General features: G+C 38.7%; 16 protein-coding genes and 2 pseudogenes. 3 read left to right on the forward strand and 15 right to left on the reverse strand.

The genetic code is table 11. The annotated features are described in order from the left end of the window. Window positions 1-7: 7 nt before the first annotated feature. The 7 genes from JN080_RS02225 to JN080_RS02255 form a co-directional block, all read right to left on the reverse strand. Window positions 8-1,048, reverse strand: coding sequence for a hypothetical protein (locus tag JN080_RS02225; protein ID WP_256234250.1), 1,041 nt, complete (start codon window positions 1,046-1,048; stop codon window positions 8-10). 349 nt (window positions 1,049-1,397) lie between these two features. After that, on the reverse strand, window positions 1,398-2,051 hold the full coding sequence (locus JN080_RS02230) for a c-type cytochrome (protein WP_256234251.1): 654 nt from the start codon (window positions 2,049-2,051) through the stop codon (window positions 1,398-1,400). A gap of 10 nt (window positions 2,052-2,061) precedes the next feature. Next, window positions 2,062-2,505: a PCYCGC motif-containing (lipo)protein gene (locus JN080_RS29570; protein WP_309144645.1), complete on the reverse strand. Its 444-nt coding sequence runs from the start codon at window positions 2,503-2,505 to the stop codon at window positions 2,062-2,064. 152 nt (window positions 2,506-2,657) lie between these two features. Further along, window positions 2,658-3,326 (reverse strand): response regulator, encoded by a 669-nt coding sequence (locus JN080_RS02240; protein ID WP_256234252.1) that lies wholly within the window; start codon window positions 3,324-3,326, stop codon window positions 2,658-2,660. Window positions 3,327-3,607: 281 nt separating this feature from the next. Next, window positions 3,608-4,165, reverse strand: a complete 558-nt coding sequence (gene efp / locus JN080_RS02245; RefSeq protein WP_256234253.1) for an elongation factor P — start codon at window positions 4,163-4,165, stop codon at window positions 3,608-3,610. Between the two features lie 25 nt (window positions 4,166-4,190). Beyond that, complete coding sequence (gene pepQ / locus JN080_RS02250) at window positions 4,191-5,252, reverse strand: Xaa-Pro dipeptidase (protein ID WP_256234254.1); 1,062 nt, start codon at window positions 5,250-5,252, stop codon at window positions 4,191-4,193. A gap of 194 nt (window positions 5,253-5,446) precedes the next feature. Next, on the reverse strand, window positions 5,447-5,950 hold the full coding sequence (locus JN080_RS02255) for a YqhR family membrane protein (protein ID WP_256234255.1): 504 nt from the start codon (window positions 5,948-5,950) through the stop codon (window positions 5,447-5,449). A gap of 262 nt (window positions 5,951-6,212) precedes the next feature. Here JN080_RS02255 and JN080_RS02260 point away from each other — a divergent pair, with 262 nt between their 5' ends. Beyond that, window positions 6,213-7,157 carry a DUF1385 domain-containing protein gene (locus JN080_RS02260; RefSeq protein WP_256234256.1) on the forward strand — a complete coding sequence of 315 codons (945 nt, stop codon included), beginning with the start codon at window positions 6,213-6,215 and terminating at the stop codon, window positions 7,155-7,157. Between the two features lie 56 nt (window positions 7,158-7,213). Continuing rightward, window positions 7,214-7,594 carry an SA1362 family protein gene (locus tag JN080_RS02265; protein ID WP_309144646.1) on the forward strand — a complete coding sequence of 127 codons (381 nt, stop codon included), beginning with the start codon at window positions 7,214-7,216 and terminating at the stop codon, window positions 7,592-7,594. Window positions 7,595-7,643: 49 nt separating this feature from the next. On the opposite strand, the gene JN080_RS02270 is transcribed toward JN080_RS02265, so the two are convergent. The 6 genes and pseudogenes from JN080_RS02270 to JN080_RS02295 all read right to left on the reverse strand — a co-directional run bounded on the left by JN080_RS02270 (window position 7,644) and on the right by JN080_RS02295 (window position 14,780). Beyond that, on the reverse strand, window positions 7,644-8,522 hold the full coding sequence (locus tag JN080_RS02270; RefSeq protein WP_256234258.1) for a patatin-like phospholipase family protein: 879 nt from the start codon (window positions 8,520-8,522) through the stop codon (window positions 7,644-7,646). Between the two features lie 81 nt (window positions 8,523-8,603). Next, the gene (gene splB / locus JN080_RS02275) at window positions 8,604-9,629 is read right to left on the reverse strand and encodes a spore photoproduct lyase (RefSeq protein ID WP_256234259.1); all 1,026 of its coding nucleotides are present in this window, start codon (window positions 9,627-9,629) and stop codon (window positions 8,604-8,606) included. 111 nt (window positions 9,630-9,740) lie between these two features. Further along, window positions 9,741-11,510, reverse strand: coding sequence for a vitamin B12-dependent ribonucleotide reductase (locus JN080_RS02280; RefSeq protein WP_256234260.1), 1,770 nt, complete (start codon window positions 11,508-11,510; stop codon window positions 9,741-9,743). Window positions 11,511-11,602: 92 nt separating this feature from the next. Continuing rightward, a complete protein-coding gene (locus tag JN080_RS29575; protein ID WP_256234261.1) occupies window positions 11,603-12,517 on the reverse strand; it encodes a helix-turn-helix domain-containing protein in 915 nt (304 codons plus the stop codon). A 229-nt stretch (window positions 12,518-12,746) separates the two neighbouring features. Beyond that, a pseudogene (locus tag JN080_RS02290) lies at window positions 12,747-13,535 on the reverse strand (ribonucleotide reductase N-terminal alpha domain-containing protein); the annotation flags it as partial. Window positions 13,536-13,943: 408 nt separating this feature from the next. Further along, window positions 13,944-14,780, reverse strand: coding sequence for a lipoate--protein ligase family protein (locus JN080_RS02295; RefSeq protein WP_256234262.1), 837 nt, complete (start codon window positions 14,778-14,780; stop codon window positions 13,944-13,946). A 196-nt stretch (window positions 14,781-14,976) separates the two neighbouring features. On the opposite strand from JN080_RS02295, the gene JN080_RS02300 reads away from it, so the two are divergent. Further along, complete coding sequence (locus tag JN080_RS02300) at window positions 14,977-15,360, forward strand: rhodanese-like domain-containing protein (protein WP_256234263.1); 384 nt, start codon at window positions 14,977-14,979, stop codon at window positions 15,358-15,360. An 80-nt stretch (window positions 15,361-15,440) separates the two neighbouring features. Here JN080_RS02300 and gcvPB read toward each other — a convergent pair whose 3' ends face one another. After that, entirely contained in the window at window positions 15,441-16,904 is a 1,464-nt protein-coding gene (gene gcvPB / locus JN080_RS02305; RefSeq protein WP_256234264.1) for an aminomethyl-transferring glycine dehydrogenase subunit GcvPB, read from the reverse strand. Beyond that, window positions 16,897-18,245 (reverse strand): annotated as a pseudogene (gene gcvPA, locus JN080_RS02310) (aminomethyl-transferring glycine dehydrogenase subunit GcvPA). The gene gcvPB and the pseudogene gcvPA overlap by 8 nt, the downstream one beginning before the upstream one ends. Between the last annotated feature and the right edge of the window lie 33 nt (window positions 18,246-18,278).

Consider the following 18,278-nt stretch of genomic DNA (forward strand, 5'->3'; position numbering starts at 1 on the left):
ACCCTCTTCAAATTAATTTTTTCATTTCTTCTTCATATGTTTCCTGATCAATCTTTCCGTTTAATAACTTTTTACGAAGTTCTTTCTTTTCGTCTGAATTTGCCAATTTATCTGCTTTTTTTGAAGTAGGTTTTCCAGATTGCTTCTTGGCTGTTTTATTTGAAGGTAAGGAGGTTGCCTTTGGAAGTCTTCCTCTCAAACCAAAAAAGATAAATAATCCAGCAATGATAATTGCTATTCCAATAACAGAAGCTCCACCGATTCCAATAATGGGTTGGGTACCATTATCTGTTTTATTACTTGCCGTCGTACCATCTTTGGCCGCGGTATGATTTTGATCATTAGGCGGCTGCTGCTTGTTAATTACAGAGAGGGAAGAATCATTTCCCGTTTTCGTATAGGCAAATGAGTAGTTAAGACTATTTCCAGGTTTCACATTTTTGTATTCGTAATAATAAAGCTCTTCTCCATAATCACTTTTAGATGTACTTTGCTCCTTTGGTTCTAATGCAATATTTTTAGCATTCATAGGTGCATAAAAAACTACATCTAAGGTTTCGATGGCTGCTTGGTTTATGAAATTGTATGTAAAGCTTTTCTTATCCTTTACGTCAATTGAATTGGTATAATATTCTATAACATAGCGATATGTCTCATTTTTTTTAATTGGCTTAGCTGGTTTCCATGATATAATTCCTTTTTCTTTATTTATTTCAAAGGGACGTTGAACCTCTGATTTGTTTACATCTGGAAACTCTGCGACAAGGTTGACTTCGAAATTTTTATCCTTTGCAGGAACTGGTATTTCAATGCTGCCATCAAAATCTTGTCCACTATTATTGGAAATTGTTCCATACTGGCCTATTAGTAATGAAGGAGTGTCTTTAGGCCAATCAGCCGGGTAATCAAACTCAGGCATAACTTGGACCTGCATATCCTTGTAAGGAAACTTCTCTGCCTGGTAGGGAGTTTCGGCATTTGCGTTTTTGATGACAAAGCTAGATAATAACGTTGTTATAACAAATAAGGCCAACAACTTCTTGCACATAGTAAACCTCCTATTAACCTTCTGAAAAGCGGTAGAAAGCACTTTCAAAAAAAGCATTTTTTCACTATTTCCCTCTTTGAAATAAATATAATATTTATCCATCCTTTATAGGTAAATCACTCTTGAACATTTTGTTAAAGAGATTAAATCGTTACGGTTTCGACAAAAAACCACCACACAATGTTCACATTTATAACTAGTGATTTTGATTCACTTACAATAGGTATTTATAATTGGTAAACGTGATTGTTTTTTTGATATGTATGTATTCCCTATGACAAAATACGCATCAAAAAGCATTTAGAAACCCTGTAACTATTTAACCGGTTACAGGGTTATTAATTGCTTGCTACTTTTTCTGTAATGAACGAATATAACTAACAATATCGGTGATTTCTTCTTCCTTTAATTGGCGCACTCCGTCAAGGCCTTTTAAAGATGGTCCCATTCTAGTCTCTTCCCGTCCATAAGCCGTACTGATCCAAATTTGCTTGTCACTTGTGTATTTCAAAAATTCAGTATTGGATAAAGACGGTCCCATATCTAGCTTACCAGTAGCTTTTTCCCCATGACAGGTCAGACAATATGTTTGATAAAGATGTGCACCATTTTCAACATTACCGTCAAAGATCTTTGGTGCAGACAGTTTCATTTCTTCCGTTTTCCAATTCCTAATAAAAGCAACTAAATTTTCAAGGTCCATTTTCGAGATTTTAGAACCATAACTCGGCATCGCGGTGCCTGTGCGGCCGTTTTTTATGTTATTATATAGATTCCTATCAGAAACAGAATTTAAGAAGTGCTGATTATTTAACGCCGTACCCGCCTTCGAACCTTCACCTTTCCCATTTTGGCCATGACAGGGGGCACACTGTTGTTTATATACCCTTTCTCCAGCTGCTATAGCTTTATCATTCTTGTTATCTCTGAAATAATTACTAACTAGCAAAACAATAATTCCAACGATAATAATAAGATAAAGCCCTATTAATACTCTTTTCACGGGGCACCTCTTACTTTGGCTCAGGTGTTGGAGTTCCTTCTCCAAGATCTCCATATTTCTCAACAATTAAATGATAAATTTCCTTTGAACTTTTTCCACTATCATGCATTTGTACCGCGTCACGCGCGATATTTATACAAGTATCTCAGGTTATACCATGTTGATCCCATTCTTCAACAGCATTATTTGGTCCCATTTTTTGTATAAAGCAATTAAGGTTACTTTTATGCCCATCAGCTGCACACCCACAATAACATGGCACTTGAGCTACAACCTTAGGATTGTTGGAAGCCATAATATAAGTTTCTTGAACTTTTGTAGAAGAATTTAAAACGTAATTAGGAAATGGCTTATGTTTTGAATTAAGTGTTAAGTCCTCCTTTTTAGTCCCGCATCCTGCAGCAATAACTGCCAAGGCAACTATGATAAATAGAATAGAAGTAAAACGTTTCATTTACTTCCCCCCTTTCAAATCTTAAGATAGCTTCAAATTCATTTTAGCAAACACAAATAATCATATTGCGTTCAAATTTTACTATTTAGTGAAGTTTGGAATGATAGCTAGTGTGAAAAACAATATGTAATAATAATTTTTTACATAACGAATTAAACGTTTTGCAGCCAGCCTTCTTGAAGAGCATATGTTGCCGCTTGGACACGATTATTCATTTGTAATTTTTCCATAATATTTCGCAGGTGATTTTTCACAGTATTTTCGGAAATAAATAGAGCAGCAGCAATTTCACGATTGGTTGATCCCTTGATCACATACATTAATATTTCCTTTTCTCTTTTTGTTAGTATGTCAGTCTTACTCAATGGTCTTACAGATTTTAGTTCAGATAGTTGATGATTTGAAAAATAGTCAACCATTTTTCTGGCAATCGGTCCAGAAATAATACTTTCGCCTCGATGGATCATGTGAATAAAGGTTAATAATTCATTGGGGTGTAAATTTTTAAGTAAGAATCCTTTTGCTCCTAATCGAAGTGCTTCTAACAGCTGTTCTTCTTTTTCATCAACAGCAAGCAAAAGAACCTTTGCCTCAGGCATTTCCTCTGAAACCTTTCCTAGCACTTCCAATCCATTGATTATTGGCATATTGACATCCATCAAAATAACATCAGGTTTATATTGTTTTGCATATTCATATGCTTCTTGCCCAGTTTGAGCTTTGCCAACAATCTCTAGTGTTTCATCATCTGAAAGAATACTTTCTATGCCACGGATGAACATATAATGGGCATCTGCAATCAAAACTTTTATTTTATCCATTCCAACATCCCTCTATTTACAGATTAAATTAATCTATAACCTGAATTCTTTTTCATTTTAGCGGTAAACAATAAAGCCTACTAGGCATAAAGGATTAGTTTTATAAATTGTTCACTATTTCAGAGGAAGATTTTCACAATTCGGTCATATATTAGTCCTAGTATAATTTTAAACAAAAGAAACATTTGCAGAAATCTAAGGACAAAATCAAATAAATCAGGGGGCTAAAAAAGGAAAAAAAGCCGGAGTACTTAAAAAAGTACTCCGGCTTTTTAAATCAATTATGCACGTGAAACGTATGATCCGTCAGTTGTGTTAATAATAAGACGATCACCTTGGTTTACAAAGAATGGAACCTGAACGACAAGACCAGTTTCAACCGTAGCTGGTTTCGTTCCGCCAGATGCTGTATCTCCTTTAATTCCAGGTTCAGTTTCCGTTACCTCTAACTCAACTGTATTTGGAAGGTCTACTCCAAGAACTTCACCTTGATACATGACAATAAAGACTTCCATATTTTCTTTTAAAAATTTCAATTCATAATCGATCCTTGTTGCTGGAAGTTCGATTTGTTCATAGGATTCATTATCCATAAATACATGCTGATCACCGCTTGCATATAGATATTGCATTCTGCGATTATCGATCTGTGCCTTTTCAACTTTTTCACCAGCACGGAATGTTTTTTCTTGGATAGCCCCTGTACGCAGGTTACGAAGCTTGGAGCGAACGAACGCCGCACCTTTACCTGGTTTTACGTGTTGGAAATCAATGACACGCCAAATACCGTGATCTACTTCAATTGTTAGTCCTGTTTTAAAATCGTTTACAGAAATCATGCAATAAATCCTCCTAAATTGTATATTACAGAATAATAAGTTCTTTTGCTGAATGCGTCAACGCTTCATTATGATCTAAAGTAATCCTTGTATCATCTTCAATCCGAACACCGCCAAGACCTGGAATATAAATTCCTGGTTCACACGTTACAATCATTCCTGGTTCTAAAACAATTTCAGAACGAAATGAAAGTGCAGGACCTTCATGAACCTCGAGCCCGATTCCGTGACCGGTTGAGTGGCCGAAATATTCACCATAACCCTTTTCGGTAATGAAATCCCTTGTGAGGGCATCTGCTTCCTTACCCGTCATACCCGGCTTAAACCCGTCCATGCCTCTGGTTTGAGCTTCCAAGACAATTTCATAAATTTCCTTTAGCTTTGTATCAGGTGCGCCAATAGCAATGGTTCTGGTGATGTCAGATACATAGCCTTTATAATAGGCACCATAATCAAGTGTTACAAAATCCCCTTTTTCAATTACTTTTTCAGTTGCCACTCCATGTGGCAGAGCCGATCGCAGTCCTGAAGCTACAATGGTATCAAAGGAAGAGGAAGTTGCACCCGCCTTTCTCATAAAGAACTCAAGCTCATTTGAAACCTCAAGTTCAGTTTTTCCAGGACGAATGAAGTCAACAATGTGCTTAAATGCAGCATCAGCAATATCTGCAGCTACCTTTAATATCTTAATCTCTGCGTCAGTCTTAATCAAGCGTAACTTTTCAACCAAGCCTGAAACAGGGACAAGTTCCGCATTTATCGCTTTTTCAAAGACTTTAAATGAAGAATAGGTTAAATTATCCTCTTCGAAACCCAGCTTTTGAATTCCTAAATTTTGTACTTGCTTTGCCACTTCATCCGGAATAGACCCCAAATGCTGAACAATTTCGTAACCTATGCATTGCTTTGAAGCTTGTTCTACATATCGAAAGTCTGTAATAAATTGTGCTCTGTCTGCACTGATTAATACGACTCCAGCTGTACCTGTAAAGTTTGCCATATAGCGGCGATTGAAAGGGCTTGTAATCAGTAAGCCATCAATCCCGGCCTTTGCAAAATTTGTTCTTAGCTTTGCTAATTTTTCCATAAAAAATCCTCTCTCCTTTTTAGCACCACTCAAAAAAAAATAACTTTTTAATCGTTAAATATCGCTTACAAAAAGTTCTTTTTTACTAACGATTTTGGCAGCCATTCTGCCAGTCAATGTATGTCTCCAAAAAAAAATTAATTGGGCTCATAGATTTATTTTATCACATCAAATTTTTTCCGCCTAATGTTGAATTATGTTTCTGCCTCTTCCCTAACTAGTCGATGGTTTTGATACTCATAACTTATCGAATATCCAACGAATAAACCATATATTATATATAAACAAAGCGAAGTAATGATTGTATCCCTGTTCAGCTCATTAAAAGGGCCAATACTAGGAAAGAGGGGATTCAAAACGAAAAAAACAAGCAAAAAGATAACAATGCCATACCCGATTCCCGGCCAAATGCCGATAAACCTTTTCAGGACTGCATAATACAGAAAAGCAGCTCCAACGGAAAAGATTCCAATTAGGATGATTGAAATAACCGTACCAAGCCATTCTTTTTTCCAATCCCCAACAGCCCATGGTTCTAGAATGACATTGGGGTGAATTTCTGTAAAACTAAACCAGTAGGCTAAATACCCGATTGCAGACCAAAACATTCCTCCAAAAAGACCAGTCCAAAAAACAAGTGTTATAATAGACATAGGTTTAGGATAATGCGATTTTTTTTCATTCTTTTCGATTGCCATTGCTGCTACCTCCGTCTAACCATTATATAAACTATATAAAATTACAATGTTCCCCCATGAATACGTAGTCATGGCATCTGAATTTCTGCATTATTATGCCCAAAGCATTCAATTCCCTTTCATCAAAAAAAGCTACACAAAAATAAATTGGAATAATTATGTCATTCCTAGAGGTTTTTTCTTATATTTAGTAGAATAAGATTAAGTACATACAGTTTTTTTACTGTAGTGCAACTTTAATATTAGGTTGGTGTTTACTTACATGTCTGAAACTCAAAAACCTGTTTATGGCGGCCAAGCGGTTGTCGAAGGCGTAATGTTCGGTGGCAAGCATCATTATGTTACAGCTATCCGCCGAAAAGACCAGTCGATTGAATATTTTCATGTGCCGCGAAAGCCAAATCCCGCTTTTTCTTTATTAAGAAAAATTCCATTTATTCGAGGAATTGTTTCCATAATCGAAGCAAGCGCTAATGGTTCAAAGCATTTAACATTTTCAACCGAAAGATTCGATCAAAACCCGGAGGATGACAATGCCTTAAAAGAAAAAGAACCATCTAAGTTGACCATGTACTTAGGGGTTGCTGCTATAGGAATCATTTCCTTTTTATTCGGAAAATTCATTTTTACATTAGTACCTGTTTTCTTAGCAGAATTAACCCGACCTATTTTTAAATCTGATTTTGCCCAAGTATTAATTGAAGGCTTATTTAAGCTTTTGCTGTTGCTTTTCTATATTTATTTTGTTTCACTAACACCATTGATCAAAAGAGTGTTTCAATATCATGGTGCAGAACATAAGGTAATTAATACCTTTGAATCAGGAAAAGAATTAACGGTTGACAATGTCCGTGCTCATTCTCGTCTTCATTACAGGTGTGGCAGCAGTTTTATCCTATTTACAGTTGTTGTCGGTGTTTTCATTTATATGTTTGTCCCCACAAGTCCTCTTTGGCTGCGAATAATTGACCGTGTAGCCTTGATTCCTGTCGTTTTGGGTATCGCGTTTGAGGTCCTTCAAGGTACAAACAAATTAAGGGATGTGCCGGTATTTAAATATTTAGGTTTACCGGGTTTATGGCTGCAGCTTTTGACAACAAAGGAGCCCAACAATGATCAAATTGAGGTGGCTCTTTGTTCCTTTAAGGAACTACTGAAAATGGAAAAAGAAACAGAAGACCAAAACAACACTGAAGAAATTGTTTAATTTATCCTTTTTCGCGTTTAAAAGAATTAAAAAATGCTTATGATGCTCTTAAGGAGGTGGCTCTCTTGAAAAATCGGACTGCAGGTCTTTTCGTAGGTGGTTTAGTTGTTCTTGCATTAATTGGTGTCTCCGGTATGTTTATGTCAAATCCAACCGGTTTTCTTCAGGGAATAGCTGTCGTCGTCGTGATCGGCATAGCAATATACTTTATTGTTCGGCTTATTTATAAAAAAAGTCCTCAGAAAAAAGAGCAGCGTGCGTTTCTAAAAGCAGCAAAAAGATCGAAGAAAAGATTGCAAAAAAAAGATACAAAAAGCACTTCACAAGGGACGTTAGCAACATTAAAGAAGGTAGCCAAGAAGAAGCACAAAAAAACTGCTCATTTAACTGTTATTGACGGAAAAAAAGGCAAAAAGAAAAATCGAGCATCCTTTTAGGTGCTCGATTTGTTTTGTTAGTAAATACAACTCAGGAATACTAAGTCTCCTAATAGCACCAAGACTTAAAAAATTGTTGGGCTTGGCTTCGGCCCATTTGATACAATGCCTGTTTCTGTTCATTAGTCAGCTGAAATTCGCTTGAAAGTATTCCTTTTGTCGTAATAAAAATTATATTCTTAGCATGTCGTTTCGAGATATATCTTGCATCATGTGCATCCTTCATCGTTTCAAATAATGCAGAAAATAACTGAACTGCATTCCCAATATGGTGCTTCTCGTGTTCAAACACGTTTGGGCTCAGCTTAATTCCTAGTACAGGTCTAACTTTCTGTACATCTTCCTTATCAAATAACCAAATTGGAAAATTACTTAGTACCCCCCCATCAACGAGGATGTTCACCCCATCCATTGTGCGTAATTTTACCGGCTCGAAAAAATAGGGGATGCTGCAGCTCATTCTGATTGCCTTTGCAATCGAGAATGATCCTGGTGATATTCCATAACGCTCCAAGTCGTCTGGCAGGACGATCATTTGACCATTACTAAGGTCAGACGAAATAACTCGAAGCGCTTGCGGAGGCAGATCAGAAAATGTCTTGATCCCTTTGGCTTCAAGTTTTTGCTTTAACCACTTTTCTAACTCATTTCCTTTGTATAATCCTAGCTTCCAATATACAAACAACCATTTAGCAAATGGTATGATGGATTTTCTGGCATCAAGTAATTTTGTTAAATCCAGTTCATCAATAAGTTGGTAAATTTCTTTGCTTGTATATCCTGCTGCGACTAAGGCTGCAACAATTGAACCGGCACTGGTCCCGGCAAGCCTTACAAATCGAAAGCCTCTTTTCTCAATTTCCTCACAGGCTCCAACAAGTGCAAAACCTTTGATTCCCCCTCCAGAGAAAACGCCGTCGATATTCATAGTAGACACTCCTAAGATGTATTTATATATACATCTTTAAGCAGCAACATAAAGAAATAGTACGGCGGACAAAGTAATTTTTTATGTGAAATATAGGACAGTGGCATTTGGAAAGAAAGTTTCTACATACCCGCGGATCGTTGTTTCTAAATCTCGGGCCGCTTCATCAGGGTAGACATATTTTCCAATTCCATATCTCCCCCATTTGTATTTGCGCTTTTCCTCATCCATTTCCAGCTTTGTTTTGGGGTACCGTTTTGCAATTACATTTTTTGCTGGCTTGGTATACCGGTGCTGAATTAGTTCAAAGGTTAAATCATTCAGCGAAATGCCAGTTAAATGTTCCTCCAGTCGTTCAAAAAGCTCTCGATAACCCTCCTTCCAATCATCATGCATGTAGATAGGAGCAATGATAAACCCAAGCGGATAACCTGATTTCGCCACTTTACGAGCTGCTTCAAGCCGCTCATCGAAGGACGATGTACCTGGTTCAAAGTTTTTTATAACGTAACGGGAATTGACACTGAAGCGAAATCGTGTTTTACCATTATGGTTGGCATCGAGAAGATGGTCAACATGATGAAATTTGGTGACGAATCTCAGCCGCCCAAACTCGGTTTGACCAATAAATTCAATTGTCTTTTTAAGAGAATGGGTCAGGTGATCTATTCCAACAATATCGGAGGTACATGCGGCCTCGAAACGAGTAATCTCTGGTTTTCGCTCATCTATGTATTTTTGGGCCTGATCGAAGATTTCCTCCAGGTTTACGTATGTTCGGATATACGGTTTGCTGCCGAGGGTTGTTTGCAAATAACAATAATGACAATGGCCCATGCAGCCTGTCGCGAGCGGAATCGCGTATTCTGCAGATGGTTTTGATGTATCGAACTTCAATGTTCGGCGGATTCCAACGACGAGAGTTGATTTTGCATTCCGGTATTTCTGAAGTTCATTCTCACCAGGAATTCCTCTAACTTGGTTATGTGAGGTTGTTTCCCGAATCTCAAGACCTAATTTTTCAAATTTTTCTTTTAGCTCCCGGCCAAGCGGATATTCCAATGCCTGCGGCTCAATATAAACTAATTGCGGCATAAAAGGATCCATAGTTACCCCTCTTTTCAAAGTCTTTTTTGTAGTATGAACTAAAAAAGAGCAAGTCAAAAAAAAGAGGACGGAAAAGTTTTTTCCATCCTCTTTACTGTATTCTTCTGCTTATTATAGGCCGCATTTCAATTGGGTTCCGCAGTTTGAACATGTATTGCAGCCGCCGATTTCCTCTACTTTTCCTTTACGGCAAACTGGACATGTATTGCCCACTTCAGAACCAATCGTTACATCAGTTGAACGTAGATCATTGATTGTATCAACTAAAACAACATGTTGTTTTTGTTTTACTTTTACAGCTGTAAAATCATCCTGATGATTTTCTTCCGCTTTAAGTGTCAGCACCTGCGAATCACGTGAACCGTCAACGTAAACTGTGCCGCCTTTAGCCCCACCATGATAAAGCCGCTCATATAATTTTTCAACCTGCTCTACACTGTAGCCTTTAGGTGCATTGACGGTTTTACTAATCGAACTATCGATCCAGCGCTGGATCACGCATTGTACATCCGCATGCGCTTCAGGAGCCAGCTCCATTGCGGAAACAAACCAGCTTGGAAGGTTGTCGTTATCTGCTTCCGGATGCTGTTCAAGATATTCTTGAACGATATCTGCATTGACCTCAATAAATTTACCTAGGCGTCCGCTGCGGAAGTATGAAAATGAGAAATATGGCTCTAAGCCTGTTGAAACTCCTACCATTGTACCAGTGCTTCCAGTTGGAGCCACAGTAAGCAAATGGGAGTTTCGAATTCCACTTTCTAAAATCGAACTGCGAATTTCTTCAGGCATTTTTTTCATATAACCTGTTTCGATAAAGGCATTTCTTAACCTGTTTGTTTCTTCAGGAGTCTTACCAGTTAGGAATGGGAAGCTTCCCTTTTCCTTTGCCAATTCAATTGATGTTTTATAGGCTGTTGTTGCAATCGTTTCAAACACTTTATCAACAAGCTTGTTGCCTACTTCTGAACCGTATTCTGTCTCACAGTAAATCAGCAAGTCATGGAGTCCCATTACACCAAGACCAACACGACGCTCGCCTAGTGCCTGCTTTTTATTTTCTTCAAGGAAGTATGGGGTTGCATTAATAACATTATCCTGCATCCGTACCCCTACTTCTACAGTCTTTATTAATTTTTCAAAATCAACCGTTTTTGTTTCCTTATCAGCCATTTCCGCAAGATTCACAGCAGCAAGGTTACAAACAGAAAACGGTGCGAGTGGTTGCTCTCCACACGGGTTTGTTGCAACTACTTTTTGTCCATACGACTTGGCGTTCGTCATGTCGTTGGCATTATCGATAAAGAAAATACCTGGTTCCGCCGAGTAGGTCGAACAAATATTAATTAAGTTCCAAAGCTCTTTAGCGCGTATTTTTTTGTACACTCGCACTTTGTGTCCTAGCTTTTCCCACTCACGTACATCACCATATTGATGCCATTCTTCGTTATAGATTTTCATTTCCTCTTCGTTATAGTTCTCAACATAAGGGAAACGAAGCTCATATTCTTCATCATTTTCAACGGCATCCATAAATTCCTTTGTGAGACAAACAGAGATGTTTGCACCTGTTAGGAATTCAGGATTGTGAACCGAGTAATTCCCGCCTTCTTCAAGCTTTTCCTCAGCCGCTGCAATGATTTCTTCACTGAAACCGCCAAAGCCTGGAATGTCCTTGTATCGAACAATACCTTGATACATATCCGTTTCCTGCTGAGTTAGTGGAGTGAATTTTAATTTATCTTTTGCAAGTTTTTTAATTTTTTCATCGCTTGTATTTTCAATTAAGAAACGTAATATTCTTGGATTTTGCATCTTGGAAATAATGAATTCAATAATGTCTGGATGCCAATCTGCCAGCATAATCATTTGTGCTCCCAAATTTGTTACTCTGTCAGTTGACAGGGTTAGGTCATTTCTGCCTAACTCTCCATCTTTCGATTGGAGGTCGGACTATATCATCAAAGCGTTGATCAAATTGATTTAAACACTTCTTCTTTACGTTTTAGAGATAGGGTGCCAGTAGTTGAGTGATATAATTTTAAGCCCACCTTACGAATCATTTCTATACTTGAGAATTCAAAAGACACGCATCCTTGTTTTTCAAAGATTGTTTTTGGTGGCAATTTGAATCCTTCTGATTCCAAGAAAGACTTAATTTGAACCATCATTTGTTTGTTTCCAGTAAGAGAAAACTTCGTCTTTGTATGAATCTTTTTATTGTTCAATTCTTCATTCTTACGAGGACGAATATCTTTTCTTAAATATTTTCTAATTGATCCGTCAGCATCAAAAAATCCTCTTAAAAATGCCCATTGATACTCAGTAGAATTTAGATCTGTGAAAATCTCATATCCTGTTTTTCTAGGCAAGATACCGTACTTAGCTAAGTCATTACACATTTTAGTTGAATTTACAATTAGCTGTATCTTATCTTGCTCATTCGAGTATGTGGCTTTTCGGATTTTGACGAGTGATTCTAAGTTAAAGTAAGAGGCAATATCATCAATGATTTGCCTATCTGATATTGCGAGGGTGATTAAAAATCTTTTTGACGAGCCTTTATTAACTATATAGCCATCACCCATTGCAAATCCTAGAACATAAGCTTTATTTGGATCATCAATATTTTCGAAAATATTCTCATTATACTGGTAAACTTTTGATTTTCTTTTTCCAGCTTCACCTGGACTAAGCAATGAAACAAAATTAAGTTCATCATTCCATCTTCGTAAGGTGTTTCGACTGATTCCTAAAATCTTGGATATCTCAACTTGACTATACCCCTGAGCATGAAGTGTTTTAGTTTTTTCAATTAACAACTCTTTGTCTCGTGCCTCGATCTTGGCATGTTTATTTGATCGATTTACTTGTATCTTATCAGTCACTATGGTAGTCCCCCTTGTTCTACTGGGTAGTTCCATTATTTGACATAACTTAGATACTTTCAATAGTCTCTGAACGTTCATCTTTGTTTCCAAAGACGCTTCGCTGCTGATTGCCCAATACATTGTCTTTTTGAACATTCACGCTTGCCGTTACCAGCTACGTTGTAGTGACAATGTCTCTAAGGGTGTTCCAGCAATTCACGAGATTACGTCGCCGAGCTTTATACTAACGACGGCTTCCACCTTGCTCAACTAAATGCGTCAGTTTTGCGATGTCATCAAGCCATGAAACTGAGCCGGATGATTTGCCATTTACGCCTCTTGCTAACGTATTACGCGGACGCAATGTTGAACCATTTGTACCGACACCGCCGCCGCGGCTCATAATTTCCATCACTTGCTTGCGGTGATCTGAAATACCTTCACGTGAATCCGCAACAAATGGCATTACATAGCAATTAAAGTACGTAACATCCGTTTCAGCACCGGCACCATAAAGAACACGGCCAGCAGGGATAAAGTTCAGGTTGACAAGCTCTTCATAAAACTTTTCGAACCATTCCTGCCGTTTTTCTTCCGTTTCCTCAACAGCAGCCAGTCCAGTTGCATTACGTTTAGCAATTTGCTCATAAAAAATTTCTAGAGGCTTTTCAATTACATCCAATGAACGGTTAATAATGCCTGTTGCAGCTTCCTCTGGTTCAAGCACGCCTCTAAACTCTTCTTCTACTAAAACGGTTGCCCTTTTCTTTTCCCAGTCAATTTCCATGATGTAGCCTAGACCACGAGCAGGGAATTTCGGGTCCTCTTTTATAGTTAAAACAACGTAGTCACCTTGTGTGAGCGTAATTTTTTCTGTGTCCTTAAACGTGTAGCGGTCCAGCATAACCAAACGCGATACACCCTTATGTGTAATTTTCATATCCGGGGTAATCGGATGTACCTGAGGAAACAAGTGAATATCCTCGTTTAGTCTTTCAAAATCAATATTCAGTTTTGGTCTAAAAACAACTGACATGGGAACAACTCCTTCAAATATGTCTTTCTCTAATTCAGCAATCTAGTTTGCTGATTGCTAGATCTAGTTGCAAATTTAATATCTTAACGTTACCACACCAAAACACAAAACACAATTAAAAAAATCAATATATAGTATTGAAAATATTTTCTTAACCACAACATATTGTATTCAGAGCAAATAATAAAAAATTTGTCAAACTCAAAATAAACTAGATTTTGAAGCAAATATAAGATTTCAGGCGGTTTTCTCCATAAAACAATAAATTTCAACAAAATCCACTGCTTGCGATTTTAAATGACTAGAAATGAAACATTTTCTTTTCAAACATATATAGGAATTAATTTTCTTCCACTAGACCCAAAAAAAGGCACAAAAGAAAAAGCCGCTATTGCTGCGGCGTAAACATTACCTCTTAAAATTCCACTCATCATTTTCATATCTTTCTTCGGCAATTTTATTAACATAGTCTAATTCCTCTGCAGTTAGCACATATGGCTCCAATTCAATATTTAGACCATCGCCAAACCCTTTATAAAAGGCTTCTTTAGCCTCTTCAAGTGTAATTCGCCTCTGACTAATTTCATTAATCGCTACAGCTTTATTCTTGAAGGCCTTCTTCATTCGTTCTTTTACACGCTCATTTGGATATTTAAATAAACTAAAAAGCTTGTCTTCGTCTAAATCCAACAAAATCGATCCATGCTGCAGGATAACACCCTTTTGCCTCGTTTGGGCGCTGCCGGCAACCTTACGGCCTTCTACAACAAGTTCATACCAGCTAGGAGCATCAAAACAAACAGCAGAGTGGGGAGCTTTCAGCGCATCTCGTTCTTCCTTTGTTTTTGGAACAGCAAAGTAAGCCTCGAGACCTAAGTGTTGAAAACCCTTTAAGATTCCTTCTGAAATAACCCGATAGGCTTCGGTTACCGTCTTTGGCATTTCAGGGTGTTCTTCTGATACAATTACACTGTACGTCAACTCGTGGTCATGGAGGACACCACGTCCGCCTGTTGGTCTCCGCACAAAGCCCAGACCGTGTTTCTTTACTGCTTCTAAATCAATCTCTTTCTCAACCTTTTGAAAATAACCGATTGATAATGTAGGAGGATTCCAGCCATAGAAACGAATGACTGGAGGAATTTTTCCTTCACTATGCCAATTAAGCAATGCCTCGTCTAGAGCCATGTTAAAAGCGGGAGAACCATTTCCGGAATCAATAAAACGCCATACTTCTTTCTTCATACTTTTAACCTCGTTTATAAGTATTATTACAATCGATATTTAGTCTATCAAATTATAAACAAAAAAAAAAGAAAGCTGTTTTTGATATAATTTTTTAGGGTTGCAAAAAAGAATTTTTGTGAACTACCTTTACCATTAAAGTGTAGACTTATATAATAAAGTCTGGAGCAGCATAGCTTGAAAGGAGCAAGAAAAATTGACTACACTGTATGAATTATTAATTATCATTTTAGCCGTTGTTATCTATTACGTTATTATTGGGCTTTATCGGCGGAAAATAGTAAAAACGGTTACAGAAGAAGAATTTCGTGCTGGCTACCGAAAAGCCCAGCTTATTGATGTCCGCGAACCAAATGAATTTGAAGGTGGACATATTTTGGGAGCTCGTAATATCCCGCTATCACAATTAAGAATGCGCATGAAAGAAGTTCGTCCAGATCTCCCCGTTTATTTATACTGCCAAAGCGGTGCACGCAGCGGCCGGGCAGCCCAATTCCTATATCGTAAAGGTTATAAAGACCTTACCCAGCTAAAAGGCGGCTTTAAAGGTTGGTCAGGTAAAGTTAAAGCTAAGAAGTAAAGCTAAAGCTATTAGAAAAGAGCTGATTCGTTTTAGAATCAGCTCTTTTTTTACTTTTAAGACTCACTAGCTTCAGCTTCTTAATTACCTTTTTGATAACGTAAGATTGGCTTTCGGGCCGCTGTTGTTTCATCTAAGCGCCCGAGAACTGTTGTATGCGGTGCTTCCTGAACAATTTCCGGATTTTCCTCAGCCTCTTTGGCAATTTGAATCATGATATCAATAAAACCGTCAAGCGTTTCTTTTGATTCTGTTTCAGTTGGTTCAATCATGATACACTCTTCCACATTTAACGGGAAGTAAATGGTAGGCGGATGGTATCCAAAATCAAGGAGTCGTTTCGCAATATCAAGAGTGCGTACTCCTAATTTTTTCTGGCGTCGACCGCTTAAAACAAATTCATGTTTGCAATGGCGGTCATATGGAAGATCAAAGTATGGTGCAAGTCTTCTCATCATATAGTTTGCATTTAAAACCGCGTATTCTGTTACTGCTTTTAAGCCGTCAGGACCCATTGAACGGATATAGGTATAGGCACGGACATTAATGCCAAAGTTTCCATAGTATGGCTTTACACGGCCAATTGACTTGGGTCGATCGTAATCGAAAACATATTCTTCCCCTCTCTTTGTCAGAACAGGCTTTGGCAGGAACGGAATCAAATCCGCTTTTACCCCTACAGGACCTGAACCAGGCCCGCCGCCGCCGTGGGGACCGGTAAAGGTTTTGTGTAAATTTAAATGAACAACATCAAATCCCATATCACCAGGGCGGGCTTTTGAGAGAACCGCATTTAAGTTGGCACCATCATAGTAAAGCTTACCGCCAGCAGTATGAACAATTTCTGCTACTTCAACAATATTTTCTTCAAAAAGTCCGAGTGTATTTGGATTGGTTAGCATCAAAGCGGCTGTCTCTTCCCCGGCCATTCTTCGCAAGTCTTCTAAGTCAATAAGTCCATTTTCATTTGACTTTACAGTCATAATTTCAAGACCAGCCACTGACGCGGAAGCTGGATTTGTTCCGTGGGCAGAATCAGGAATAATCACCTTTGTCCGGTTCATATCCCCGTTTGCTTCGTGGAAAGCACGGATCAGCATCAATCCGGTCCATTCTCCTTGTGCACCCGCCGCAGGCTGCAAAGTAACTTCGTCCATCCCGGTAATCTCTACTAAATGCTGCTGAAGATCGTACATAAGCTCCAGAGCTCCCTGAACAGAGCTTTCATCCTGCAATGGATGTAAATGGGCAAAGCCGTTAAAGCGGGCAACATTCTCATTTATTTTCGGATTGTATTTCATCGTGCAGGAGCCCAGTGGGTAAAAACCGGAGTCCAACCCGTGATTTCGTTTGGATAATGCCGTATAATGGCGCATGATATCCAGCTCCGAAGCCTCTGGGAGCTCTGCCTCTTCCTCCCTAACATATCCAACCGGCAGCAAGCTGTTTAAATCCACTTCAGGAACATCCATTTCCGGAAGGCTGTATCCAATACGTCCCGGTGTACTTACTTCGAAAATAAGCGGCTGGTCTTGGTTATGCATGTAAATCCCCCAATTCTTTCACGAGAGTGTCAATCTCTTCTTTCGTACGAAGCTCTGTTACTGCAACAAGCATATGGTTGATTAACTCTGGATAATTGCGTCCTAAATCATACCCGCCAATTATCCCTTGGTTCAACAGGCGGCGATTTAGTTCATTTATTGGATGATTAAGCCTAATTACAAATTCATTAAACGAAGGTCCTTCAAAAACAACCTCAATTCCGTTCGCTTTGAAAGCAGCTTTTGCATAATTTGCCTTTTGGATATTAGCAGCTGCCATTTCCCTTACGCCTTTTTTTCCAAGTGCTGTCATGGCAACGGAGGCGGCTACGGCATTTAATGCCTGGTTTGAGCAAATATTAGATGTCGCTTTTTCACGGCGGATATGCTGCTCCCTTGCCTGCAGTGTCAAAACAAAACCGCGTTTGCCGTGTTCGTCCATGGTTTGCCCAACTAGGCGGCCTGGGACTTTTCTCATCAGCTTGCTTGTTACCGCAAAGTAGCCACAATGCGGACCGCCAAAGGCTGTCGGAATCCCGAAGACTTGCGCATCACCCACAACAATATCAGCACCAAATTTCCCTGGAGGTGTTAGAACTCCAAGTGCTAACGGATTGCTGGAGACAACAAATAAAGCTTTTTGAGCGTGAACGAACTCTTCAAGCTCCTTTAACGGCTCAATTCGGCCAAAAAAGTTAGGGTACTGGACAATAACGGCTGCAATGTCATCATTAGCCATACCTTTGAGTACGTCTAAATCAGTCACGCCGTCTTTGACAGGAACTTCAATCACTTCAAGGCGCTGGCCTTTTGCATATGTTTTAACAACCTCACGGTACTCAGGATGAACCGCAGTAGACAGAATAATTTTTTTCTTTTTCGTATGCCCAGCGCTTAACATCGCTGCTTCTGCAAGCGCCGTTCCGCCGTCATACATCGATGAGTTCGCGACATCCATCCCCGTCAATTCGCAAATCATTGATTGAAATTCAAAGATAGCCTGGAGTTCCCCTGTGAAATCTCCGGCTGATATGGTGTGTAGGCCGTATAAAATTCAGAGCGGCTGATGACATGATCCACAATTACCGGTATGTAGTGGTCATAAACTCCCGCACCGAGGAATGATACATTTCTTACTAGGTCGGCATTTTTAGCTGCCATCCTGGCCAGTTCCTTCATTAATGAGGATTCAGGTTTGGCTTGCTTAATTTTGTATTCGCCTTTAAATCTTACTTTCTCCGGGATGTCATTAAACAGTTCATCAATGCTGGATACACCGATCACTTCAACCATTGCTTTTTGATCTTCTTCCGTCATTGGTAAATAGCGATGTTGGTTCATTACCCTTGCTCCCTTCCGTTATTTCGTCTTTTA

The organism is Bacillus sp. EB600 (assembly GCF_024494385.1).
Lineage (GTDB): Bacteria > Bacillota > Bacilli > Bacillales > Cytobacillaceae > JAEVLT01.